The 25,157-nt window shown below is 59.3% G+C and carries 22 protein-coding genes; 4 read left to right on the forward strand and 18 right to left on the reverse strand.

The features are described from left to right. Positions 1–312: 312 nt before the first annotated feature. Both PG883_RS17270 and PG883_RS17275 read left to right on the forward strand, forming a co-directional pair. The gene (locus PG883_RS17270) at positions 313–1,206 is read left to right on the forward strand and encodes an EamA family transporter (RefSeq protein WP_010675306.1); all 894 of its coding nucleotides are present in this window, start codon (positions 313–315) and stop codon (positions 1,204–1,206) included. A 135-nt stretch (positions 1,207–1,341) separates the two neighbouring features. After that, positions 1,342–3,147: an extracellular solute-binding protein gene (locus tag PG883_RS17275; RefSeq protein ID WP_199766852.1), complete on the forward strand. Its 1,806-nt coding sequence runs from the start codon at positions 1,342–1,344 to the stop codon at positions 3,145–3,147. A gap of 287 nt (positions 3,148–3,434) precedes the next feature. Here the strand turns inward: PG883_RS17275 and PG883_RS17280 are convergent, their stop codons facing one another. The 3 genes from PG883_RS17280 to PG883_RS17290 all read right to left on the reverse strand — a co-directional run bounded on the left by PG883_RS17280 (position 3,435) and on the right by PG883_RS17290 (position 5,612). Next, complete coding sequence (locus tag PG883_RS17280) at positions 3,435–4,448, reverse strand: IS110-like element ISAeca3 family transposase (protein WP_052815087.1); 1,014 nt, start codon at positions 4,446–4,448, stop codon at positions 3,435–3,437. Positions 4,449–4,576: 128 nt separating this feature from the next. Beyond that, positions 4,577–4,969 (reverse strand): DUF2750 domain-containing protein, encoded by a 393-nt coding sequence (locus tag PG883_RS17285; protein ID WP_010675308.1) that lies wholly within the window; start codon positions 4,967–4,969, stop codon positions 4,577–4,579. 94 nt (positions 4,970–5,063) lie between these two features. Next, positions 5,064–5,612: a hypothetical protein gene (locus PG883_RS17290; protein ID WP_103261373.1), complete on the reverse strand. Its 549-nt coding sequence runs from the start codon at positions 5,610–5,612 to the stop codon at positions 5,064–5,066. A gap of 246 nt (positions 5,613–5,858) precedes the next feature. On the opposite strand from PG883_RS17290, the gene PG883_RS17295 reads away from it, so the two are divergent. Beyond that, a complete protein-coding gene (locus PG883_RS17295) occupies positions 5,859–6,107 on the forward strand; it encodes a TIGR02647 family protein (RefSeq protein ID WP_010675310.1) in 249 nt (82 codons plus the stop codon). Here the strand turns inward: PG883_RS17295 and PG883_RS17300 are convergent. The 7 genes from PG883_RS17300 to PG883_RS17330 all read right to left on the reverse strand — a co-directional run bounded on the left by PG883_RS17300 (position 6,094) and on the right by PG883_RS17330 (position 11,935). Continuing rightward, complete coding sequence (locus PG883_RS17300) at positions 6,094–6,405, reverse strand: hypothetical protein (protein ID WP_103261374.1); 312 nt, start codon at positions 6,403–6,405, stop codon at positions 6,094–6,096. The two genes, PG883_RS17295 and PG883_RS17300, sit on opposite strands and share 14 nt — an antisense overlap. Positions 6,406–6,482: 77 nt before the next feature. Then, on the reverse strand, positions 6,483–6,692 hold the full coding sequence (locus PG883_RS17305; RefSeq protein WP_005302803.1) for a cold-shock protein: 210 nt from the start codon (positions 6,690–6,692) through the stop codon (positions 6,483–6,485). Between the two features lie 206 nt (positions 6,693–6,898). Further along, the gene (locus PG883_RS17310) at positions 6,899–7,999 is read right to left on the reverse strand and encodes a dihydrolipoamide acetyltransferase family protein (protein ID WP_103261375.1); all 1,101 of its coding nucleotides are present in this window, start codon (positions 7,997–7,999) and stop codon (positions 6,899–6,901) included. A gap of 94 nt (positions 8,000–8,093) precedes the next feature. Next, positions 8,094–9,080 (reverse strand): alpha-ketoacid dehydrogenase subunit beta, encoded by a 987-nt coding sequence (locus PG883_RS17315; RefSeq protein WP_041213174.1) that lies wholly within the window; start codon positions 9,078–9,080, stop codon positions 8,094–8,096. Continuing rightward, positions 9,077–10,165, reverse strand: a complete 1,089-nt coding sequence (gene pdhA, locus PG883_RS17320) for a pyruvate dehydrogenase (acetyl-transferring) E1 component subunit alpha (RefSeq protein ID WP_039040221.1) — start codon at positions 10,163–10,165, stop codon at positions 9,077–9,079. The genes PG883_RS17315 and pdhA overlap by 4 nt, the downstream gene beginning before the upstream one ends. 271 nt (positions 10,166–10,436) lie before the next feature. Then, complete coding sequence (astE, locus tag PG883_RS17325) at positions 10,437–11,456, reverse strand: succinylglutamate desuccinylase (protein ID WP_048207984.1); 1,020 nt, start codon at positions 11,454–11,456, stop codon at positions 10,437–10,439. Positions 11,457–11,725: 269 nt separating this feature from the next. Next, positions 11,726–11,935 (reverse strand): DUF1127 domain-containing protein, encoded by a 210-nt coding sequence (locus PG883_RS17330; protein ID WP_010675316.1) that lies wholly within the window; start codon positions 11,933–11,935, stop codon positions 11,726–11,728. Between the two features lie 530 nt (positions 11,936–12,465). On the opposite strand from PG883_RS17330, the gene PG883_RS17335 reads away from it, so the two are divergent. Then, positions 12,466–13,359, forward strand: a complete 894-nt coding sequence (locus PG883_RS17335) for a DNA replication terminus site-binding protein (RefSeq protein ID WP_103261376.1) — start codon at positions 12,466–12,468, stop codon at positions 13,357–13,359. A gap of 81 nt (positions 13,360–13,440) precedes the next feature. Here the strand turns inward: PG883_RS17335 and PG883_RS17340 are convergent, their stop codons facing one another. The 8 genes from PG883_RS17340 to PG883_RS17375 all read right to left on the reverse strand — a co-directional run bounded on the left by PG883_RS17340 (position 13,441) and on the right by PG883_RS17375 (position 25,038). After that, positions 13,441–17,277: a DEAD/DEAH box helicase gene (locus PG883_RS17340; protein ID WP_270807425.1), complete on the reverse strand. Its 3,837-nt coding sequence runs from the start codon at positions 17,275–17,277 to the stop codon at positions 13,441–13,443. 218 nt (positions 17,278–17,495) lie between these two features. Then, complete coding sequence (locus PG883_RS17345) at positions 17,496–18,149, reverse strand: YceH family protein (RefSeq protein ID WP_039040218.1); 654 nt, start codon at positions 18,147–18,149, stop codon at positions 17,496–17,498. A 263-nt stretch (positions 18,150–18,412) separates the two neighbouring features. Then, complete coding sequence (locus PG883_RS17350) at positions 18,413–20,062, reverse strand: PglL family O-oligosaccharyltransferase (RefSeq protein WP_270807426.1); 1,650 nt, start codon at positions 20,060–20,062, stop codon at positions 18,413–18,415. 156 nt (positions 20,063–20,218) lie between these two features. After that, a complete protein-coding gene (locus tag PG883_RS17355; protein WP_270807427.1) occupies positions 20,219–22,303 on the reverse strand; it encodes a YjbH domain-containing protein in 2,085 nt (694 codons plus the stop codon). Next, entirely contained in the window at positions 22,300–23,055 is a 756-nt protein-coding gene (locus tag PG883_RS17360) for a capsule biosynthesis GfcC family protein (protein WP_323931214.1), read from the reverse strand. Before PG883_RS17360 ends, PG883_RS17355 begins: the two co-directional genes overlap by 4 nt. Continuing rightward, positions 23,052–23,771 (reverse strand): YjbF family lipoprotein, encoded by a 720-nt coding sequence (locus PG883_RS17365; RefSeq protein WP_270807428.1) that lies wholly within the window; start codon positions 23,769–23,771, stop codon positions 23,052–23,054. The genes PG883_RS17360 and PG883_RS17365 overlap by 4 nt, the downstream gene beginning before the upstream one ends. Positions 23,772–23,792: 21 nt before the next feature. Next, positions 23,793–24,020, reverse strand: a complete 228-nt coding sequence (locus tag PG883_RS17370) for a hypothetical protein (RefSeq protein WP_216987232.1) — start codon at positions 24,018–24,020, stop codon at positions 23,793–23,795. Between the two features lie 154 nt (positions 24,021–24,174). Continuing rightward, positions 24,175–25,038, reverse strand: a complete 864-nt coding sequence (locus PG883_RS17375; RefSeq protein WP_270807429.1) for a polysaccharide biosynthesis tyrosine autokinase — start codon at positions 25,036–25,038, stop codon at positions 24,175–24,177. Positions 25,039–25,157: the final 119 nt, after the last annotated feature.

The following is a 25,157-nucleotide window of genomic DNA, read 5'->3' on the forward strand; positions in this document are numbered from 1 at the left end:
AGCACCGTTGGAGGTGATCAAGCAATACATTCAAAACCAGCGGGGCTGACGCCCCGGCGAAATTCCCCTCCCACCTACGTCGGAGGGAGTCCCCTTTCGCATTTAAGATGGGGCAGCAGGGTATGGTCGCTCATGGAATACCTCCGGTCAGCCATCGACACCAGCCCGTCAATCCGGGCACTCACTTTTAGCTTAGCCCGCGCGCACTCGCCCGGCATACACCTGCGCCCTTGACGGTGCCCACCCTGTAGCAGGTATGCTCGACCCCTTCGGCGCCCTGCCGTGCCGGCGCCGCTCAAACAAGGATGCTGCATGCAAACCAAGGACAAGTGTCTGGCCGCCCTGGTCATTCTCTGCTGGGGACTCAACTTCGTTGCCATCAAGTGGGGGCTGGAAGGCATCCCCCCACTGCTGCTGGGAGCACTGCGTTTCGTCGGCGTCGTCTTCCCCGCCATTCTACTGGTCCCCAGGCCTGCCATGCCCTGGCGCTGGCTGCTGGCCTATGGCGGTGCCATCAGCCTGGGCCAGTTTGCCTTCCTGTTCTGCGCCATGAAATTCGGCATGCCCGCCGGCATGGCCTCCCTGGTGCTGCAATCCCAGGTGGTCTTCACCCTGCTGTTCGCCATGATCTGGCTGGGAGAGCGCTGGCAGCCCCACCACTGGGTGGCACTGCCGCTGGCGGGAGCAGGTCTTTATCTCATTGCCACCCATGGCGAGGGCAACCTCACCCTCATCGGGTTTGTGCTGACGCTGTGCGCAGCCGCCTGCTGGGGCCTTGGCAACGTCATCAATCGCCAGATAGGTCTGCGCTATCGCACCTCTCTGCCGAGCCTGGTCGCCTGGGGCGGGCTGGTGCCCATCCTGCCCTTCTTCGCGCTCTCCTGGCTGTTCGAGGGGCCCGAACTCATCGCAAGCAGCCTGCTCAACATCCGTTGGCAGGGCGTCTTGTGCGTGCTCTATCTCTCGTTTATCGCCACCTGGCTCGGTTATGGCCTGTGGGGGAGGCTGCTGATGCGCTATCCGGTGGCCCAGGTTGCCCCCCTCTCCCTGCTGGTGCCCTGTGTCGGCATGGTGGCCGCCGCCCTGCTGCTCGATGAACACCCCACTCCCCTGCAATGGCTGGGCTCGGGTCTGGTGCTGCTCGGCTTCGTGGTGCATCTGCTGGGGGGCAAGATGCGCTTCTTGAAGACCCAAACCGAGGATTGACCTCGCCCGGGAAACTTCCCATCATGGGTCAGGCCCTCTTGGGCCCACCCCGTTATTTCGGCAGGATGCCATCATCAGGAGAGCAAGGACATGCGTCATCCGTCACTTTCGATCATTCCCTCTTTACCAGGCATCATGCGGGTCACGGCCATGCTGCTCCCCTTCTGCTGGAGCCCGTTCGGCTGGAGTGCCACCCTGCCGGCAGATCTCAAATGGGAGAGCAACGACACCGACCCCGTCTATGCAGACCCCGAGGCCAAGCGAGGCGGCACCTTCCGGGATTTCATGTCGAGCTTTCCGCTCACCTTGCGCAAATACGGGCCGGATTCCAACGGCGGCTTTGCAGCCTACGTGCGCGAGACCAACCTGCCGCTCCTGAGCACCCATCCCGTGACGCGCAATCCCATCCCCATGCTGGCCAACCAGTGGGCTTTCGGCGCGGATAACAAGACGCTCTATTTTCGCATCAACCCCAAGGCCCGCTGGTCGGACGGCCAGCCCGTCACTGCGGATGACTGGGTCTTCACCCTCAAGATGATGCGCAGCAAGGAGATCAACGACCCCTGGTACAACAACTACTACAGCACCCAGATAAGCGAAGTGACCAAGTTTGACGATCACACCCTCGCCATCACCAGCGGCACCGAGAAGAGCCGGGAAGATCTGCTCGAAGCTCTCCCCTTCACCCCGGAGCCCAGCCACGCCATCAAGCTGACCGCCAACTGGGTCAAGGAGTACAACTGGAAGGTGCTGCCGGTCACCGGCCCCTACCAGATTGGCGAGCTCAAGAAGGGCAAGTCGGTTACCTTCGACCGGGTCAAGGATTGGTGGGGGAACGACGAGCGCTACTTCCAGCACCGCTTCAATCCGGATCGCATCGAGATCAAGGTGCTCAGGGATCAGAACATCGCCTGGCAGCACTTCCTGCGCGGTGAGCTCGATACCTTCCCCCTCGTGATGCCCAACTGGTGGCACGACAAGAGCAAGACCGCCGAATTCGAGAAGGGTTATATCGAGCGGCTCTGGTTCTACAACCAGACGCCTCAGCCCCCCATGGGGCTCTATCTCAACACCGCCGATCCCTTGCTGAGCAATCTCGACGTCAGACTCGGCATCCAGCACGCCCTCGCCCTGGACAAGATGATCGCGACCCTGCTGCGGGGGGACTACCAGCGTCTCAACACCTATGGCTCGGGCCAGGGAGAGTTCACCAATACCGACCTCAAGGCGCGCCCCTTCGATCCCGCACTTGCTCGCGAATTCTTTGCCAAGGCGGGCTTTACCAAGACCGGACCGGATGGCATCTTGCGAAACGACAAGGGCCAGCCCCTCTCCCTCAGCATCACCTACACCACGGCGGAGCATGCCCAGCGCCTCACCCTGCTGCGGGAAGAGGCGAAAAAGGCGGGGCTCAACCTCGAGCTCAATCTGATGGATGCATCGGCCGGCTTCAAATCCATGCTGGAGAAAAAACACCAGAGTGCCTGGATGGCCTGGAGCGGTGGTCGCTATCCCGCCTATTGGGAACACTTCCACAGGGTCAATGCCAACAAGCCCCAGACCAACAACATCATGAACATCGATGACGACAGGATCTCGGCCCTGGTGGAGCAATACGACAAGGCGTTCGATTTCGGCAAGAAGGCCGACCTCTCCCGCCAGATCCAGGAGCGACTCTATGAGCTAGCCAGCTTCGTCCCCGCCTATCAGGTGCCCTATACCCGGGCCGGCGCCTGGCGCTGGATACGCCTGCCCAAGGTGCCGGCAACCCCCCAGAGCGACTTGCTCTACTGGCCCCTCGACGGCTCCAACTCGGGTTACAGCTTTGGCGGCCTGCTCTGGATTGACGAAGCGGCAAAGGCGCAGACCCGGGCCGCCATCAAAGGGGGGCAGACCTTCCCGCCAGTGACCATCACGGATACCACCTACCAGCAAAAATAGGGCAGCTGGCACCATCAGCCCTAAAACAAAATCTATGGTCACCCCCTTTTTTGCAACCTTGATTTCGGGTGTTGTGGTTGGCTTGCTTAAATCTATCCGGCGTCTTGATGGAGAATGTTCTCCGCGCCACGATGAGAATCGCGCCTGACTGTCCTAAAAAGACCCTCGGCCTAGAAAGCCTATTCTTTTGCCAGGTTATCAGTCAGGCCGGTATGCCGTGCACGTCATCCAATATCACAGTCGCAAAACCAGGTGGGTGTGTCAGTACAAAAGTAAATAGGGGCGCGTCAGGTTGGCATTGCCCGAAATTCGGTATGCCGTGCCGCCAGCGCCCAAGCCGTGCGGGCCAACTTGTTGGCTAGTGCACAAGCCACAACATTCGAATGTCGCCGAGTCAACATAGACCTGACCCAATCAGCCAATCGTCCCGTTTGCCGCTCTAGCCGTTGCATATAGGCTCGTGCACATTGCACCAACAATCGTCTAAGATTTTTGTCGCCACGCTTGCTGATACCCTTCAGGTTTGCCCGGCCCCCAGTACTGTACTGGCGTGGCACCAATCCGACTGACGCCGCGAAATCACGACTACATCGATAGTGTTTTCCGTCACCGAGCTCGGCGGCCAACACGCTGGCAGTGATCGGGCCGACACCAGGGATTGTCATCAGACGCTGACCAAGATCGTCATCGCCAAGCTGGCTGGCCAGTTCCTTGTCGATCTCGGCAATTTGCTGCTCCAGATACTTGAAATGGGCATGCAGCCTCTCCAACATGGTAATCAGTCGCGCTGGTAACTCGTGTTCAGCCATCACAGAAGGCAGGCGCTTGATGGCGGCATGACCGACGGGCAGACTGATGCCAAATTCGAGTAAAAAGCCGTGTATCTGGTTCGATGCCTTAACCCGATCGCGCACAAACGATTCGCGCACACGATGCAGTGCTCCCAACGTTTGCTGGCTTTCGGTCTTGGGCGTTACAAACCGCATGGAGGGACGGCAGGCGGCCTCGCAAATAGCTTCAGCATCGATGAAGTCGTTCTTGTTGCTCTTGACGAATGGGCGCACGAATTGAGGCGAAATGAGCTTACTCTCATGCCCAAATTCAGCCAGCCGACGAGCCATGTAATGGGCTCCGGCACATGCCTCCATGACGATGGTGCATACAGGAAAAGTTGCGAGGGATTCGATGAGCTTTGTCCGGTTGAACTTCTTGCGAAGAAGAGCCTTGCCGAACCGGTCTTGACAGTGAATGTGAAAAGAGTGTTTACCGAGATCAATACCAATAAGCGCAACGTTTTCCATGATGGCCTCTCCTGAAAGAAAAACACCCTGTCAGCGTACCGCTCACAGGGTGGGGGTGACCATCTCATTAGACCCCGCACATTGGCGGGGTCTTTGTTACAACCGGGATGGCACCAGGCAGAGGGCGCTCAGCCGCGTTTGGCCTGCTTTTGCGCAATGGCGTCGGCGACGTCGGCCGGGTCCAGCACAATGCCTTCCTGATCCGGCGTCGGGAACACGGCCACGCAGAGATCATCCTGCTCCATGCCGTCCACCCAGCGATCCAGCCACACCTTGAGGGTGATGGACTGCGGCTTGCACTCGGCCCACTCCCCTTCGGCCCAGGCCTTGGCGTAGTCGGGATGCGGCCATACCGGGATGCAATCTTCCTCTTCGGTCGTCAGCATCATGACGCCGTGTTCGTCGGTCAGGACAAACAGCTCTTCGTGCTCGACCAGCTTGCTGATGAAGTGATCAAAGCGGTAATCGGCGTTCAGTTGCAGCGCGGCATTGCGCTCGGTGTCGCTAAGTTCATAGCTCATCGGTCAAGTCTCTCGTTCAATAAAGGGCGACATGTTCACATCTTGCCGACCCCTTGTCCAGCAGGAGTAATAGGTCATCCGTCTTTCCATCGCCTCACCCCAGCTCGGGGGTCAACAGCCGGAGTCCCGCGGTCTCACCCAGTCGCTCCCTCAGCCAATAGGCGGACTCCACCTCCACAAAGCAGAGCTGATCCCGCCCCGCAGCGACCCCCACCATGATCTGCTCAAACCGTGCTTGCTGGGCGGCACTCCAGGCAGCAACCAGCTTGCCGCCATGGGCCTCGTCCACCACCTCACGGCGGAGCTCGAACAGGTTATCGGTGATCGGGCTGTTTATCTTGCTCGGGTGGCGCCAGTACATCTGCAGGTTGTCCAGCATCTCCTCATCGTAACTTGCCAGCGCATCGAGCTCCGGCGTCTCGTTGCTCTGGGCCGCGAACTCGCACCAGCCTGCCGACAAGGTAGCCAGACTCTGGGCATCCTTGCCATGCTGACGCAGGGTCGTCACGTCTTCCCCGCGAATGGCCGGCAGCCAGAGATCTCCTTGATGTTGCGCTAGGAGAGGGAGCAGCAAGGAGGGAGCATAAACAGGAAAACGGGGACCCAGAGAGTGCAGCAGAGAGACCAGAGTGACAGTGATCATGAGACGCGCCTTGAACAAGATGACCTGGCATCACGCCTGGTCATGAGGGTGAACGAGGGTGCCATTCTAGCATGTTTGCCTTGCTGGGGGCGTTTGCGTCCAGCCGGACCGGTGATAGAAAGCGTCCAAAAAAGCAGCGTTTGAACCAGAGCTGCCCCGATAAAGGCCAATTGTTTGAGCCAGCGCCCACTAAAGAGGCACCGGGGATGCTAGGTTGCATACATCTTTAGCGTAAGGAGTGCATCCATGAGTGGGATCAACCAGGTTTCTGACGATTTTGTGAATGAGCTGAAAATACTGGCGTGTTTTGATCCGGCCAACATGAGCCTGGGGATCAAGCTGCGCAGCGACATGTCGGAAGCGCTTTGCCAGGCGGCAGCGCGCCTGCACAGCCAGGGCCTGATCACCGCGGCAGATGGCGGCTATCTGACCCCTTTCGGCATGACCATGCTGGAGCATCTCCAACACCTGCTGGTCGCACTCAAGCCGAATTGAGCGGTTGTGGTGCCCAGAGCGAGAAGTTGAGCAACTCCCAGCGCTCTCCTTGTCGCAGCAGACAAGCAAACAGCAAAGGACCTTCGGGTCCTTTTATCTTGCCATCGACCAGCCACTCTCCCGCCCGTTTTGGCACCGGCTGTACCCTGATCTCATCGGGTTTCACCGCGTTTCCCAGGCGAACATGTACAAACTGTTGACACACGGACACGGCATCATTCACCGCAGGATCCGGCGTTGGCGGGCTGGCCTGACCGGTCAACGCCACGGTCAGCAAAAGGGAGGAGAGCAGGGCCATGACGCGTATTGATGAAGCCATGAAAACAAAAAGCCGTGGCACCAGAGGTACCACGGCTTTCTTAAATTCTGCAAGAATTACAGAGCAGTTACGTTCTCAGCCTGCGGGCCTTTTTGACCTTGGGTCACAGAGAACTGTACGCGCTGACCTTCAGCCAGGGTACGGAAGCCGTTACCTTGGATGGCGCTGAAGTGAACGAAAACGTCCGGGCCGTTTTCTTGCTGGATGAAGCCAAAACCTTTGGTTTCGTTGAAAAACTTAACGGTACCGGTGATCATGTTAGACATATCTTTAAACCTGTATTCAAAATAATTACTTATGCTTTTCAGCGGATAAAGCTCAAAAAACGGGATTACTTATGAACAACAGGAAAAGATGTAAAACATCATATTCATTGACATAACTATCGCCTTTTCAAGCTGGTTAACATTATACGTGCCTTTGTCGATTACGCAAACAAATTTGTACCCCGCCAGCGGCGGGGTACAGCGGGTCAGACCTGTGCCGACTCCAGTGCCTGGACCAAGGCTTTGAGGAAGCGAGCCGCCTCTCCACCGGTGCAGGCTCTGTGGTCAAACGTCATCGACAAGGGAAGTGCACGCACCGGGCGCGCCTCACCGTGGATGAACACCACCTTCTCGAACAACTTGCCCGCACCTATGATGGCCACCTGGGGTGGTGTGACGATGGGGCTGGCGTAACGGCCAGCGATGGCGCCAAAGTTGGTGAGGGTGATGGTTGCCCCCTGCAGCATTTCCCGCGGCACGGCACGGGCCTTGACATCGGCGATCATCCGATCCAGTCCCTGCCGTATGTCAGCCGAGTCCCGTTCAGCCACGTTCTCCATCACGGGCACATAGAGCCCATGCTTGGAGTCAACCGCGATGGCCACATTGACCTCCCTGAACAGACGCCGCGACAGGGTCTCTCCGTCAAACCACGCATTCATGGAGGGTTCGGCCCGACACGCCACGCCGATCGCCTTGATAAGGCGCACAGTCACATCTTCATCCGGGCGCCAGTGGCGCAAGTCCACTTCGTCGGTGATGCTCACCGGCACCACAGTCCGGTGCGAGAGCTCCATCGCCTTGGCCATGGCCCGGCGCGAGCCTTTCAGGAATTCGTTGCCGCTCTCCTGCTGGGCCTCGAACGCCTGTTGCACATCCTGCTCGGTCACCATGCCAGCGCTGCCGGTTCCCCTGACCTTGTCGATGTCCAGCCCCAGTTTTTGCGCCAGCAGACGGACCGCTGGCATGGCTTGCACCAACGTACCGCCGGGCGCCATGGCCCCCACCACGAAATGATCCTCGATATGCTGCTGATGGGCGCTGACCTTGCCAACGACGGTGCCGTCATCCTCGCCCCCTTCAAACTCCACCAACGGTGCCCCGATGTGGAGGATGTCCCCCTCCTGCCCGCACAATCTGGCGATGACCCCGGCCACCGGCGAGGGCACATCCACCAACGCCTTAGCCGTCTCCACCGACAGCAGTACCTGATCTACCTGCACCGTATCACCGGCGCTCACCTTCCACTCGACGATCTCGGCCTCGGCCAGTCCTTCGCCCAGATCCGGCAATTTGAAAAATTTCATGACCTGCTCTCCCTCTGCTGGGACATCACCAAACATTGACAGACACCATGGAGCCCTGTGGCCCAGGCACTTGCGCATCCGTACCTGTCGCGCGTCATAGCCACTGGTTCTCCATCAGTTGCCGAGCTGCCTGCGCGATCTCCTGCTCGGTGATGAGGTAATACTCCTCGCTGCGATAGTAGGGGACGGCGGCATCCACGCCGGTGAGGCGTCTTGGCGGCGCCTTGAGGGCAGTCATCGCCTCTTCGGTCACCTGGGACACGATTTCGGCACCCACCCCGAAACTGCCACAGGCTTCGTGTACTACCAGCAACCTCCCGGTCTTGCGTACCGAGGTCAGGATGCTCTCCATGTCCAGGGGTTTGATGGTGGCAAGATCCAGCACCTCGCACTGGATGTCCTGCTCCGCCAGCAGGTTCGCCGCCCGCATGACTTCCTGGATGCAGGCTCCCCAGGCCACCACAGTGATGTCCCGGCCGGGACGCAGGGTAAAGCAGACATCCAGCGGCAGGCCGATGCCGTCATCCACCACATCCGACTTCATGGAGCGATAGATGCGATCCGGCTCGAAGAACATCACGGGATCCGGATCCCGAATAGCCGACAGCAGCAGGCCGTAAGCTCGCTTCGGGCTCGAAGGGATAACGACCCGCAGCCCGGGGATATGGGCAAACAGGGCCTCGACGCTCTCGCTGTGGTGCTCGGGCGAATGGATGCCGGCGCCGTAGGGGGAGCGGTAGACGATGGGACAGGTGACACGGCCACGGGTCCGGTTTCGCATCCGTGCCGCCTGGCAGATGATCTGCTCCATGCCCGGGAAGATGAAGCCCTGGAACTGGAACTCGGCCACGGGTTTGAGCCCCTGGGTCGCCATGCCCACCGCCACTCCGGCGATGAGTCCTTCGGCCAGCGGCGTATCGATGACCCGCTTGAACCCGAATTTATCGCGAAGCCCCACTGTGGCGCGAAACACACCGCCGTTGACCCCCACATCCTCCCCCAGTACCACCACATCAGGATCGCGTGCCATCTCGTGGTGCAATGCCAGATTGATCGCTTCGAGCAGCGTGATATCGCTCATAGTCCCTCCCCGCTCTGCTGCATGCCCTTGGCGATGATGCGCTTGCGCTGGGCAAGATAGGCCTTCGGCAGCTCGGCAAACTGGTAATCGAGCAGGGTCTCCGGCGCCTGGGGCGTGATGGCCTCGTAGGCGGCAACGGCGCGTTCCACTTCCCGGCCCGCCTCTGCCAGCAGCGCCTGTTCCTGCTGCTCGTCCCACCAGCCCCGTTCAAACATGAACTGGCGCAGCCGCTTGACCGGCTCCCTGGCCCAGGCCGCTTCCACCTCGGCGCCGTCACGATAGCGAGTCGCATCATCGGCGGTGGTGTGATCCCCGAGCCGGTAGCTGACGGCTTCGATGAGCGTCGGCCCCTTGCCGCTGCGAGCCCGCTCGACGGCGGCGCGGGTCGCCTCATAGACCGCCACCACGTCATTGCCGTCCACTTGGAGGCTGCGCACCCCGGCCCCTATGCCCTTCTGGGCCAGGGTGGGCGCGCTCGACTGCAACTTGCGCGGCACCGAGATGGCCCACTGGTTGTTGTTGATGATCATCACCATGGGGAGATGCCAGACACCGGCACAGTTGAGCCCCTCGAGAAAGTCTCCCTTGGAGGTGCCGCCATCGCCGATGGTCACCACGGCGACCCTGGGCTGGTTGCGCAGCTTGAAGGCGGCCGCGATGCCGGCAGCATGGGTGATCTGGGTGGCGATGGGAACGCAGATGGGCAAGTCTTCCGACAACTCGCCATCGGCCTTGTAGAAGACACTGCCCCGTTCATCGCCGCCCCAATACTGCAGGTTCTGCTCCATGGGCACGCCCCTCACGTAGAGAGTGGGCATGTCCCGGTAGTAGGGCACATAGACATCCTCTGGCTGCATGGCGAGCCCGACCCCGATCCCCACCGCTTCCGCCCCGAGATGGGAGGGAAAGGTGCCGAGTTTGCCGGTTCGCTGCAGTGCTATCGCTTTCTTGTCGTAACTGCGCACCATCACCATGTTGCGGTAGAAGGTGTGCAGCATCGCCTTGTCCAGCCAGGTCGGCAGTGTCGCGACCGGGCGCCCCTCCTCATCGAGGTAACGAAGGAAGGGGATGTCGACATGGGTCATAACTGGCTCCTTGCCGTTGTCAGCGTCACCACCATGAGGTGACATTTAAAATGTAAACAACATGTTAACCAAAGGGCAACGAGATTCATCCAGGTAAGACCAGTAGAAACTTCTTTTATTTTCGAAGGTAATCGGAATTTTCGGCGAGCATAAACAAAGAAGGGAGCCTGTTCAGGCTCCCTGTCATATCGAGTTCGGGATCATACCCATCACCGCCATGCTGCTTGCCACCGCCCGTGGCGCAGGATCAGCATGACAAAAAGGCGTCAATTCACTCCCACAAACGGGTGGGTACCACCAGCAGCATGGTGCGCTGTCCGATGGCCACGTTGGCGTTGGGGAAGACCACCGCCTCCCGCGGTTTCTCTACCCTGTATTGCCGATCCCCATCTTCTGCCAGCACAAAACCCTGGGGAAATTCGGTGAAGTTGTCCACATCGCTGGCAAACAGGAAGCGGAACTGCTCCGACTGCTTGTTGATCACCCGATCTATGGCAAAAAGGGTGAAGTCATCGGCTCGCCATGGCTCGAGGGCCACCTCATCCTGGGTCACCAGCTCCTGCAATGTCTGGCGCACCTCGATGAAGCGGGTCATGTCGTTTTCACCGAAGGGCCGCACCTTGCCCAGCTCCACCGTAAAGGCATGGGCGCCGTGCTGGTGCGAGCTGTAATAGCTGAAGGTGGTGGTCGGGCCGCTCGAGAGCAGTATGGTGCGCACGCCGCAGGCACCGAGGAAACGTACCTGCTCCTTGCAGTGGGGGCGTTCGTGGGGGAAGGGATAGACGGCAAACTTCTCGTGGCGCGAGCCGCGAATGGCGGTATGGAGATCGTAGTGGTAACGGGGCCTGGCCGAGTCGGCAAAGAAGCGGCTCACATACTGCTCCAGACGCATGGCGCGGATGCGCTCCCGGTTGCACAGCCCCTCCCCCTTGCTGTGGGCGCCCGAGAAGAGGCGGTTCATGTTCTCTTCCACCTCCCTCACCCCCTGGTTCATGGCGGCGGGGTTGCCAAAGAGGAAGAGCACCCGGTGACGAACCTTGAGCTCCTCTGCGAGCAACCGGGTCAGCAACTGGTTGCAGATCTCGATGGGGGCGGTCTCGTTGCCGTGGATGCCGCAGGAGAGGACGATGTCCTTGTGCCCGGGTTGCCCCGCCTCGGAAGCGGGTTCCAGGCAGATCACGCCGGTATCCCACACGCTCACCCGGGTACCGTCGGTCAGATTGAAGGCGAAAGGCTCGAGCTGCCACTCATGGCGGCGCGTCAGGGCCAAAAAGTCATGCTGGGGAATCATCCGTCTCACCCTTTAGTCTGGAATGCCATGGCCGGATTATACGCAAGGCAACCGGGCTTAAAATCAGTTTTTAAACAAATTCAAACAGTAAGGATACAAAAATGGTGAAAATGAGTGACAACTCATGCAACAGGATCAAGCGGGGGGAAACACGGAAGAGGGAAAGCGGTGAACGGGTATCGGCAGGTGAAGACAGCATGTCTTCGGCAGACAGGCGGGCAGCATGCCCCTGGGATCAGCAGAAAAACAAGGCATCCATGCCCGGCTGATCAACCACGCCAGAACGGCTTGGTGGTCTCTTGATAGCGGTCGGCTTCGTTCAGACCGATGTCCTTGAGCAGGTAGGCGGGCAGCTCGGAGAGCTGGCGACGGCTGCGGCTGCGTTCCAGCCAGGTCAGGACGGTCATCTTGACGCGAGCAACCAGATTCGATTCGCTGGAATGCTGGTAACCGGCTTCGGTATAAGTCATGTTGGCCATGATATGGCTCCTCTCTCTAGTTCTGCGCAAGGCTCGGATTTGATGCGCAAAGCTTAGTCAGGGCGGGGAGGTGCCTCAATTGACGAATTTTGATACATGACATTAGTAAAAGTAATGGTTGATATCGCCAGGGTAATAACCATAACCATATGATTTTAAAATGAAATAACGCTTAAACTTTCCCCCTGGCAGCCTGGCAGCATTTTCTCCTGCGCCACCCACTTCTAACTATGCACTTTCCCACGCTAGCTATGCACGGCACGACGGCGAGTCAGCAGGGTGCAAACTCTCGGCCACCAGGGTTTGTTAACAAATAGATCGCAACAAGATCGTTATTTAACAAAAAGATACGAACAGGCAACCTGAACCGGATGCCCCCATGTCACCCCCATCGTCAGGGTGGCACCGGACACTTGGCACCCTGCCATCATACTGGTATGGTTATTTATACAGTGGTTTATCATGCTGCCTCCCCACGTTGTCCCAACACCATGCTGAACAGGGGAGCGGCACACACACAGGATCTGCCGATGGACACCTTTACCCCCACCGCCGCTCTGCGTCAACAGATGGCCCTGCTGGAGGCGTCGCTGGCACGCCTTGCCCGGCAACTGGGCCAGCTCGACCTGCTGGAGGCTCATGTCTATCCCCTCCCGGCCGTGGCCCAGGGGGAAGAGCATGAGCCCATCGAGGCCATCGAGGTGGGCTATCTCTCGGGCGAGGCGGCCCTGGCCGCCACCCTCGCCGCCTTTCAGGACCACAGCGCCCGCCCCGGCTGCTCCACCAAGGCGACCCACCGTCTGCCCGGCTGGCTGCGCTTTCCTGCCGCCTGCGCCAGGGAGCTGGCACCCGTCATCGAGGAGATCAACGCGCACAAGCTCGCCTTCAAGGCCATGGTACAGGCGGCGGGCGGGCGGGACGAGAAGTTCGAGCTGGTGCACGGCGCCCTGCCCGGCGTCATCACCCTGCAGGTCTATCGCAAGCTGACCTGGCTTCAGGGGGATCTCCATTCGCTGGGCTTCACCTGGGCCGACAAGCAGAGCATCAGCCGCCTCAGCCGGGAGCAGGTACTGGAGATGCTGGAGCGAAGCCGCCGGTATGTACCGGCGCTCTTTGACAACGAAGAGTGGAGCAAGATGGTGGATCAGGAGGTATACGACATTCGCCGCCTGCCGGCGGATGCCGGCCTGCGGATCCGCAGGCCGGTCAAAACCCACCCCATGATCAACCTGCTCTGGCAGGACCGGGAGCCCCGCAAGCAGCAGATCAAGGCGAGCCTTCCCCTGCTGCTCTGCTCCGATACCCAGCCGGCCGTCACCCATCTGGGCCACTACCCGCCCAAGCTGCGCCAGGCACGCCGGGATCGCAAGATTGGCGGTGACCCCATCATAGAGCGGCTGCACCTCTACCTCTATCAGGGGTAGCGCAGACTCGGCACCGCCACAAACGACAAGGGGAGCATCACGGATGCTCCCCTTGTCACATCGGGCGACAGCCCATCGCCGTCAGCTCATCAGCAATGCCCGCAGGCTCTCCACATCCAGCCCCTTCACCTCGGACTGGCCGCTCAGGAGGCCGTCGGCCAGTGCTCGCTTCTCGTCGTGCAGCGCCACTATCTTCTCCTCCACCGTCTGCTCGCACACCAGGCGATAGACGGTCACCGGCTGGGTCTGGCCCATGCGGTGCGCCCGATCGCTCGCCTGATCCTCCACCGCCGGGTTCCACCAGGGATCGAGGTGCAGCACGGTGTCGGCCTGGGTCAGGTTGAGGCCCGTCCCCCCCGCCTTGAGGCTGATGAGGAAGAGCGGCACCGTTTCGTGGCGAAAACGCAGGATGGACTCCTGACGGGACTTGGCCGAGCAGCCCCCATCCAGATAGCAGTAGTCCCACTGCCGCTGTTCGATACGGCTGCGCAGCAGGCTCAGCAGATCGACAAACTGGCTGAACACCAGCACCCGGTGGCCACCATCGATGGCTTCGTCCAGCAGCGCCATCGCCTCGTCCAGCTTGCTGCTGGTCTGGGACCACTCCGGCATCACCAGCTGGGGGGAGCAGCAGAGTCGGCGCAGCCGGGTCAGGCCGCTCAGCACATGCATCAGGGCACGGCCATCGGCACTTTGCACCTGCTGCACCACCTCGCGCCGAGTCGCCTCGTAGAGCTGACGCTCCTCGGGGGAGAGGCTGATGTGATGGATGATCTCGGTCTTGTCCGGCAGCTCCGTCAGCACCTGTTGCTTCAGGCGGCGCAGGATGAAGGGGCTGATCACCGCCCGCAGCATCGCCATGTGCTGGGGATCCTTGACCGCCTTGCCAAAGCGGCGCTTGAACTCCCCGAGGCTCCCGAGCAGGCCGGGGTTGATGAAGCTGAACAGGCTCCACAGCTCCCCCAGATGGTTCTCGATGGGGGTGCCGGAGAGGGCGAGGCGAAAATCCCCGTCGAGCTGGAACAGCAGCTTGGCGCGCTGGGTACCGGCATTCTTGATCTGCTGTGCCTCGTCCAGCACCATGCTCGACCAGCGGCGGGACTTGAGCGCCTGGGAGAGACTGCCGAGCATGCCGTAGTTGACCAGGACGATCTGTCCGGCCCTGGCCCCCTCGATCAGGGTCTCCCGCTCGGCGGGATGGTCGAACACCACCACCTCGAGCTCGGGGGCAAAGCGGGCCACCTCCTCCTGCCAGTTGGTGACCACTGACTTGGGCACCACCACCAACGCCGGGCCCAGGTGCTGGCGCATACGCAGCACGATGAGGGCCTGCAAGGTCTTGCCAAGGCCCATGTCATCAGCCAGACAGGCACCGAAGCCGTGATGAGCCAGGGTCGCCATCCAGCGTACCCCCTCCTTCTGATAGTCCCGCAGCGCCGTCAGCAGCTCGGGGGGACAGCTCACCTCCTCCTGCCACTCCTGCTGAAGGTTCTGCCAGGCGGCATCCCCCTCGGTGGTGATGACGGAGAGCAGGCGGGCCAGCGGATAGGCCAGCTTGTTGTTGATACGCTGCTCGTCGTCCAGCATGGCGCCGAGCACGGTGAGACGTTCAACCAGCTTGTCGCTCAACATCAGGCTGGTCTTATCGTCGAGCTGCACCGTGCGCTGGCCCGGGGTCAGCTGTCGCAGGATGAGGCGAAGATCGAGGATCTGATGCTCGTCCAGCGAGAGCTCTCCTTCCACCTGGAACCAGTCCTGACGCCGCTCGATACGCAGGCTCAGGGCCTCTTCATCGAGGCTCTTGAGGCGGGTGCTGTCCTGGTGCCAATGTACCACCACACCGGCGTCAACCAGCTCTGGCAGGGCGTTGACCAGGGTGAGTGCCTGCTCGCCGTCCAGCTTCCACTCGTTGCCGGGCAGGCCGATGGGCAACTGGTTGCGAAGGCGCTGGGCCTCGTCCTTCTCGGCAGCCAGATCCCGCTGCCAGTAGTGATACTCCAGGATACCCTGGCGCACAATGGCCTCCCCCTTGCCCAGAGGCAAGGGAGGCAGGTCCCCCTCCCGGGTCACCAGCTGGACCACGAGCTGCCCCTCCTGCCAGTCGAGCAGGACGGAGGGAACGCCGGGCCAGGGGGCCAGCTCGGCGTTGCCTCTGAGCCCCGCCACCTGGCTGTGCCAGGGGAGATCGGGAATGGCATCCAGCGTGCGTTGCAGCTCCTCGAGCCCGGCCGGCGGCAATGCCGGAATGGCCTCCAGGGCCGGTAATCTGTCCAGCAGCGCCTGCGGTGTCAGAATAAGCTGCCACAAATCCTGAGCCAGGGGGACGATGTGCGCACCTCGGGCGGCGGGAGCAGGATGTAGTCTGGCGCTCATGCCCTCCCCGCTCTGTACCAGTTGCAGCAGGGGGGCGCTGACGGCCAGTTGCAGCTTCTGCCCCTTGGCATTGAAGAGGCGAGGATGGTTTGCCAGGGGCACCCAGGCATCCCGGGGCAGCTTGCCCATGTTGCGCGGCAGGGTGCGCACCAGTGCCCAGTCAGCCTCGTCCAGCAGGCTGGCGTACTGGGTGGAAAGCAGGGCCGGATCGACCCTTCGCCCGGCGGTCCACTCCCCCTTGGTGCTCTGCTTCTGGATCTTGCACTCAAGCTCAGGCCCCTCCGCGTGGAGCAGCCAGACCAGCCGCTCCTGGGGTTTGCGCACCCCGCTCGAGCGTCCCAACCCCTGCAGCCAGTTGAGCCAGCTTGCCGAGGCGGGGGCCTTGCCTTCCTCCTCGGTGGCATCCTCTTCCTCCCCTTGAGCAGGACGCAACGCGCGCAGGGGCCAATGGGCGGCCTCCCGGCCCAGCAGGAGTCGCAGCAGATCCTGGCAGAAGGCCATCAGGCGATGCCGGGGCTCGGCGTCCAGCACGTGGGAGAGGTCCCACTTGTGCAAGATGGTCACCTGGGGGCTCTGCTCGCCGTGGCGCGCCAGGGCGCAGAGATCGAGCCAGAGGTAACCCCAGTGGAGCTCCTCCAGCGGCAGTTGCAGGGTATCGAACAGGCCGACCGCCTGGCCGTGGCGATCTCCGGCCCACTGCCCCAGCAGATCGGCCAGCAGGGGGGAGTGATGGCCCAGACTGCGCTGCCACTTCTTGCGCTGCTCGCTCCCCTGCACCGGATCTGCCTGTTGCAACCAGCCGAGCCAGAGCAGGGCGCTGAACATCCGGGGCCAGGGCGACGCCTCTTGCCCCTGCCACTGGCCGAGCGCCCCTAGCAGCCGCTCGGCCAGGGGTTGCTCATCCCCCTGCTGCGCCAGTTGTTGCAGCGCAGGCCAGTGAGTGGTTACCTCGCCGCCAAAGGGGCCGCAGAGCCACTCCCATTCGCGGGCGCGAGCCTGGATCTGGCCAGAGAGCGCCGGGGAGCAGGAGGCAACCAGCGTTGCCAGCGGCCAGCCCTCGTCAGGCTCTGCGTCAAGCAGGGCCTGCAGGGCAAAGTGCTCGAGCAGCAGGGCCTGCCAGGCGGGGCTGGAGCCTGCCAGCAGGCGGGGAGCATCGGGGAGATCCAGGAGGCTCAGGAGCTCGGCACTCTGGTAATAGGCCGGGATCTGCCCCGCCTCCCCCAGACAGAGCTCGCGCACCACCTCCTGTGCCCGCTCCAAGCCCGTGACCGAGGGGATGCGGGACCACTGCGGCATGGGGTACTCCCCCGCACGCACCGCCAGGATCAGGGTCAGGGTTCCCTCTGCCGTCAGACTCCACTGCTGCTCCGTTCGTTGACGGACAAGCCCCCACTGCTGCAACTGATCGAGGGTGTCGAGCAGCGCACGCCCGGGTGCGCCCGGGGCATAGAGGGTGTCTTGCAGGTAACGAGTGCTGGCGGCGCGCTGCAATTGCAGCTCGCACAGCAGGGCATGGCAATCTGAAGAGAGGGTGAAGGCTGACATCAGAACTCACGGGCAAGTGCAAAGGCGGAATTTTAACGGGAAAGCGGCGGCGGCTCGACCCTTAAGCGCGAAATAGTGCAAAAAAGCTGGCGCCTTTGATGGGTACGCGAGCGACAGGGCTGACAGGGCACTCGTCCCTGCCACCGGGCAACGGGCCGCAGGAGGGGCTCGGTCATCAAAAAAGGCGCCGCAGCGCCTTCTGGAACCAGATTGTTGGCTCAGCCTTCCAGCCGGGCCAGACGGGCTTCCAACCCCTGCAACTGCCCCTTGAGGTGCTCGACCTCTTCTTCGAGCGCTGCCAGTCTGTCTGCCGCCGGTGACACAAGGTTGCCAGCGGGCGCTGCGTCGGCCAGCGCCTGCAGATCCACCTCGCCACTGAACAGGTGCGCGTAGCGGGATTCCCGCTTGCCCGGCTCACGGGGCAGCTTGACCACATAGGGCCCCCGTTCGATGAGGGTGGCCAGCACGGCATCCACTTCGGTCACATCGTCAAAGCTGCACAGCCGGTTGGTGCGCGAACGCAGCTCACCCGGGGTCTGCGGGCCACGCAGCAAGAGTTCGCAGATAATGCCGAGCTCCTGGGCCGAGAACTTCAGCTCGCCGAACTCGGTATTGCAGAAACGATGCTGATAGCGGGGCACCCGGGCGTTGAAACCGGCGGTATTGACCACCAGACGGCGGCGGATCAGCTCGTCGATCACGGCACGAATATCCAGCTCGGCGAGCTCCAGCACGGGTTCCCGGTTGCTCTTCTGGTTGCAGGCATTGACCAGTGCATTGAGCGAGAGAGGGTACTGATCCGGCGTGCAGATCTCTTTCTCAATCAGGCAGCCGATCACGCGGGCCTCTAATGGGCCTAGTACTATCTCCATGTCATACTCCCTTGCCAAACAAGACGTTAAGACGGTTATCTTAGCCAAGGCGCTTGCGCCGTCCAGCAGATAACCCCATTTTTGCGAGCCGATGAAACCCTTGCTGCAACCTTGTACAGCAAAACGGCCGCGGTGCGCGGGCGAGGTGAACGGATGGCCGGGAACCTCTTTGGCAACCAGCCCCCTCCCCCTTCAACGAGGCGGGCACAAAAACCATCACGGCCGCAAAGGCGGCCGTGATGGTAGACAGGTTGAGACGCCCCTCACGAAGAGGGCTTTCGCTCCAGGGTCGCGGCCACCTTTCTTGCGGCCGACACGGTGAGCAAAGGCTCACCCGGATAGAGCATCAGGGCGCTTGCCCGCAGGTTGTCCGCCTCCGCCGTGCGCCCGAGGGCATTGAGGGCGATCACCATGTTGGCGTAGATGTTGGCCCTCGGGGTATGGCGCACAAAGGCCTGCCCCCAGTCGAGGTAGGCTTCAAGCTCCGCCTTGTTGTTGGCCTGCAGACCGACCATGAGGCGCACCGCGTTCACGTCGAACTCCACACGGGTCAGCCAGGCCATGGAGTTCACGATGTCGAGCAGGAGCGCAGGCTGCTTGTAACCGCCCCGCTCATACTTGGTCACCACCCAGGCGGTATGCATGGCGGTTAGCATGAAGGGGATGACGATCAGGGGAATGGCGATGGCCATGAAGCGCAGCAGCAACCAGGGGCGGCACAGATGGTCGCGCCAGTTGCCGTAGTCTTGCTCCTCCACCTCCGCATCCATCGCATACAGGAGCAGCAGCAGCGCCCACCACAGGGCGATGGCGTGGTAGAAGGGGTACTCGGTCTGGGTGTGCAGCAAGATGGGGGTCACCAGTGCAAGCAAGGCGGCGCCCTTGACCCAGCCCGCCCGGCTCAGACGCCACAGCAGGGCACCGCCCATCAGCACCATGCCCAGCATGGGGGCCAGGCCCCCTTCCACCGCCCAGTAGAGAAACTCGTTGTGGGGGTGATCCAGGTTGTACTCGATCTGTACCATGGCCGGATTCAGCGCCTTGTCGGCCATGTAGTGATGGAGAAACACCGACTCGAAGCTGCCATAGCCCCAACCGGTCCAGGGCATCTGAGCAATCAGCTTGGCGGCATAGGGCCAGTAGATGGAGCGCATGCCGCCTGATTGGTAGATCTCGAGCCCTCGTCTTGCTCCAGCCATCAGGTATTGCGAAGCCAGCCCGATCAAGATGCCCAGCGCTACCAGCGTGAGCATCCTGCCCAGCAGCCGCTCACGACCCAACTGGGCAGACAGCAATAAGAGAGCCATCATGCCGCCCAGTTGCCCGACCCGCGATTGCAAGATGACCAGCAGCAGGGAAGTGATCAGGATCACCCCATAGCGCAGCCCCTTGAGCCAGGGGTTGGCATCACCGCGCAGCTCCAGCCAGATGGCCAGTGACAGGCCGGTCGCCATGAAGCTCGCCATCACGTTGGGTTGCTGGAAGATGCCATAGGGGCGGTTGGCCTGGGTGTCATACCCAATCCAGTTGCCCGGCACCAGCAGGTAATACTGCACCAGGCCGAGCAGCGCCTCAATGGCAACGGCCCCCAGCAGCAGATAGAGCAGCCTGTCTCGCGCCTCGCGGCCGAATCGCCACTGATAGAGGCTTGCCAGAAACAGCAGGCCGGCAAACAGCCCCAGCAGCCGGGGAATGGCATAGTCCTTGAGCTCGAATCCCGGATAGGCCATAGGCAGCAACAACAAGAGGCCCCCCAGCCACTGGGCAGTCAGCAGCGGCGAGACCACCAGTCGCTGGCTGAGGGTCACATGCCACAGCCCCAGCGCCATCACCAGGCTGGCGAAGATCCAGCCCCAGGCATTGAACGGCAGATAGAGCCCTGCCCCGCCCGGGTTGTGCATGAAAAAATGCATGCCAAGCAACCAGTACAAGACTGATGTTCCCCAAAAAACCTTTTGAACCAAACTGCACTCTCTTCCCATTTATGCCTCATCATGCATAAAAAAAGCCGTGACAGCGAAAACACTATCACGGCTCATTAGACTAACGAATCAATACCGAGAAGAGCCTTACAGCGGCAGGCGTTCGGTCATGTCATACAAGGTATGGCTTCGGCTGAGCATCTGCCCCCCATCTCTTGTCAGAGGAACCCATCCAATTGTTCCCTTGGATGTTGTGGGACGAATCAACATCAAGTCGAAGGGAACTGTAATATAGATGCCTTTGGTAAAACTGCCTTCCCCGTACTCTTCGGCCGACACATCCGTCAAGGTCGCGTATGCTCCCATCACAATCCCGGAGTCAAAGCGCTTGGAGAAATCAAACGTGGCCCCCAGGTCACCAGCCAGATAACGCCCGACAGCTACCTTGGCAGTGACATTGTCCATAAAAGGCAACTGCCAATAGCCAGTCAAGTGACCCGTAGCAACGTCGTAATCAGCCATCTTCAGGGTGTTGTTCCAATCACGCTGCTTGACCCAGTTGGTATCCAGACCCAGAGCCCATGACTGACCGAAAGGACGATAAAGCACCTCTCCCCCGACACCGGCGTACATCATTTCCAGATAGCCGCCGTATGCCTGGCCGTACCACTCCTGACCAAGTTGCTCCATATGTGTTAACTGGAGGTTGTTCAGCAGAATATTGGAAGAGTCGACATACTCTCTCACCCAAGTGCGTACTCTCGGTAACGCATCCGTGTCGGCAGGTGGTGTTTTGTAATTAAATTTGTCGTAATTGTTCGCAATATTGAAGAACAACGTACCCTGTAACCAATCCTTATCGGAAAGACGCAGCTCACTGTTGGCATTAATGCCTATCTGATACATATAAAATGATTCAGGACCACCAAAAGATTGCGTCAGGGCCGGGTCAAATGAATAAGAGAACCACTCTGGTTCAGATTGGTAACGGAGCGTTCCCTGAACAGGAGCAGGTACTTTTTGATGCTCTTCTACCACTGCCTCCTGCCCAAGAACTTGGGGCTGGTTCGCCTTTCGCACAGAGTCGAGATCAATCACCGTCTCTTGCAACTGGAAATCTCGCTGGCGCTCAATGACTCTCAACTCTTCGACAGTGTCAGGCAGATGATTAATCGCAACCAGAGCAGTACGATCGATCGCTTCTTGCTGGTCCCTATATTTGTGCTGTTGACCCAGCAAGGTTACAGTGGACTGGTCACTATAAAGTGATGCTGTATTCCAACCAGCATTGCTTTCAAACTGTCCTGCCATGACAGGCCAATCAACGTGTGACGAGTCTATCGGGGCCTTTTCAGCGGTATACACAGGGCGAGGCTCATCTAAATGATTCTGACGTAAATCATTAAAGTTGGTCCGAAGAGTAACACCCCACATCAGAGTATTTCCCCTCTGATAACTAAGATGAGTGTCCATGTAATCAAAAAGACGATAAACAGCACCTATATTGATAGGAGATGAATGATCAATCTTCCCGGCAAATTCATTGCTGTAATCATTGCCATCATATTCCAGCTTCAGGCGAAGTGGCTGCCAAGGTGTCTGGTATTCAACCCCCCCAAACAAGGCAGCATTACCGTGGAACATATTTTTTGTTTCAAATTTGCCACCACCGCTGGAATAACCATTATCTCGTGAACACCAATCATTTTTCCACTCGCAAAAAGGATTGGTAATGTTCCCGCTCTCCCCCATATTTCCCCAGCCCATACCAAGGGTGAAATCAAACGGGCCAACACGCTTGCTGCCGACAATGTACTCACTGTCAAACAGCCCGGTCCCCATCAGGTCACGAAAACCCAGAGAGAGATTCGGGATCCAGGTAGACTCTTCCAGCAACCTGACTTTGACATCCATGCCCTTGTCTTTGTAAGTCTGGTCACCACTGAAGTCGGGATTCGCGTTATAAAGGCGAGTTCTTACGTCGGTATAACGCAAAGTGGCTTCAAGCCAGTCGAACGGCTGCACTGACATAGACCAGCGACGGTACTGATCATCATCAACATAATTGGCACTGAATTCACCCGTCTTGGCCATTCTGGCGGTTGGCATTTGCAGCAAGCCAACGCCGCCGAAGTCACTTTGTGATGGACCCAACGGCTCAAAAATGTCGGCATCAGCGTGTGTTGCAAAGGATACCAGCAGGGCAATCAGTGAGAGTCTTGGATAGGTCATTTGGGCATCCGATTCGCTAACAACGTCAACATGCGTGTATTCAAGTCTGTATATTGCTCAGGCAGCACACTCGGAGCAAAACCGACAAACAGAGTGGCACCAGGCATGGCTTCAACATGGCGTTCATTCCAGATGGCAACGGGGATCCACTCAGATTTGCCACTGGGGGAAATCAGATACGCACCGGTGTCATCACTTCCGGACAAGCGATCCAGCTTTTTCCAGTACTCTCTCAGCCCTGCCGCAGGCAAAACCGGGGCCTCGCCAGGGCGACCAATCAAGCCGGCCAGATAGATTTGCGAACGGCGAGGGGCAAGATACAGCTGATAATCCCCTTGCAATACGGGGTTGGCACCTGATGGCATCAGGCTGATATCCGGATCCACAGGCAATTCGAAACGCCCTGTCAAATGCAACTGCTGTAACTGTTGATTCAACTGTAAAGCGGCATGGGCGAGTTCAACTTCATCATGCTGCTGCCAGTACGTTGCCAGCAATCTGAGATCCTTCAGCACGGCTTGCTGTTGATACTCAATGTCTTTTTGGCGCGCAGGAGTAGAAATATGAGCGACAGGCCAATAATTATCGTACTGAGAGACTGCCGAGTTTAACAACGCGTCACTCAACAGCATGGACTGGGGATGAGTCATTGTTGCTGTCGGTTGACCTTGCCACCAAACAGATACGGACACATCTGCCATAACGGGGGCAGCCCCCAAGGTTGCGAGCAATAAGCTATATATTATTTTCATGATGAATAGGGCTTAAGGAATGTCATTTCGATCATTGGCAAGGAAGGGCCTAATTGCTGCTGGAATTTACGAACTTGACCTGTCTGCTCATCGATCCAGAAATGATTCAGCCATCGCTCTTCATTCGGGGCGGTAACGACATGCTCTTCTACAATCGTCGTTTTATAGGGGCGGTCCATAATATTCAGAACCTCATTGCCCGCCTGCGTGTAATACATGCTCAAGGGATAGCCACTGGTGTATTTTTTCGACCACTCAGCAACGCTATACCACACCATCGAGGGTGTCTTGTCTAACCGGGAAATCTTCAGCGGATCCTTATCCAGACTCCCCAGATAGCGCAAATCATTTGGCAAACCCACTGTTTTAATCAAGCGCCCATGCTGGGTCACAAACATCACACCATCGGCACTCATCCATGACATGCGCGAACCATTGACATATGCCAGTACAACCAACGCCTGGGGAAGATCGCCCACCTTGATATAGGCACTCGCATAGGGTAGCGCTCTCAGCTCGGATGAGGTCAGTACAATATCATCAGGCTTGTTGAACACATAACCCAGAGTCTCGATCGTCTGATGGGTCGAGGTGCTGCAGCCAGCCAATAACAATGTGGCTGACCATGCCAATAATCGGGAGGGAAAATGAGATAAATACTGTGCCACGCGCAATACACCATCCATGAGGGATAAGAAGAAAACAAGGCTGCTCAAACAGAGCAGCCTTGTTGAATATTATCGGGTTGAGGTGGTAGTGCTGGTGTTGTTGTTGCGGTTGTTGGATTCAGATACCGCAACCACAGTTACCAGCGCAGCAGCAGCACCCACTGCAATAGTGGTACCAGCCACACCCGCAGCAGCGCCGCTCGCACCCGCACCTGCAGCACCGCCAGCTTCTTCGGCAGCCATGGCATTAGCAGAGACAGCCAGCAGGGCGGCCAAAACAAACGCAGTCTTCTTCATGTTATCTTCCTTTTTGTTGACACAGCTAAAACATAATACTGAGAAGGTTAACGCTCTCAGTCTTATCTAGTATTACTCAAAGGAGGCATCGATTGAACCTTCAATTTCGCCTCCCTGAATATTACCAATCCCTTATCGATTATCTGCGGCCGGATCAGGCTTTGGTTTTATCACCATAGCTATATTGATAATATCCGTAATTACCGTAATAACTGCTGGCTTTCTTTTCTACCGCGTTGAGCAGAATACCCTTGATAGCCACTCCATTTTGCTCGAAGCGACGAATCGCCACTTCCACCTCTTTCACAGCCGTCTTGGCAAAACGAGCCACCAACAAAGACGCCCCGACATGCTGGCCGACGATGGCCGCATCGGTGACCGCCAGGATCGGCGGGGAGTCGACGATGACAAAGTCGTAATGTTCGGCGGCCCAATCCAGCAGCGCTTTGAAGCGAGGATGCATCAGCAATTCTGAGGGGTTAGGTGGCACTGCGCCACGACAGACAAAATCGAGCCCGTCAAAGCCAGTCTTGCTGATCACCTGCATCATCTCGCTTTGACCCGCCAGATAGGCGCTCAAACCAGCCCCCATCTCTTGCCCCATGACTTTCTGCATATAGCCCTTGCGCAAGTCCGCATCGATGACCAGTACCTTCTTGCCACCCATGGCCAAGGTGGCAGCAAAGTTGGTCGACACGAAGGTTTTACCGAGACCAGGACCAGGGCCCGAGATCATTACGATGTTGTTTTTGGCCTCCATCATGGCGAAATGCAGGCTGGTACGCAGACTGCGCAGCGACTCCATTGCCAGATCGGCCGGATTTCGGGCGGCCAACAAGGCTTCATTGAGTGGCATCGCCTGGCGCCGCTTTTTCTTCTGCTGCTGCTCTATCTTGGCCTGATCTTCGGAATAGGGAATAGTGGCGTAGACGGACAGCCCCATCTCTTCCAACTGTTCGGGGCTCTCGACACCCCGGTGGAATGCAGCGCGCACCAGGATAAGGCCCACTGACAACATGCCTCCAAGCCTGTCTCTTGATCAGATCTTGATCCCCTGCGCCATCAGATCCTTGGCGGCAAGAAAGCCATCCAGTTTACTTTGCAGGGCTTCCCAACCTTCCCAGAGGGCGCCCCAGC

It is taken from the genome of Aeromonas sp. QDB25 (assembly GCF_027707725.1).
Classification (GTDB): domain Bacteria; phylum Pseudomonadota; class Gammaproteobacteria; order Enterobacterales; family Aeromonadaceae; genus Aeromonas; species Aeromonas caviae.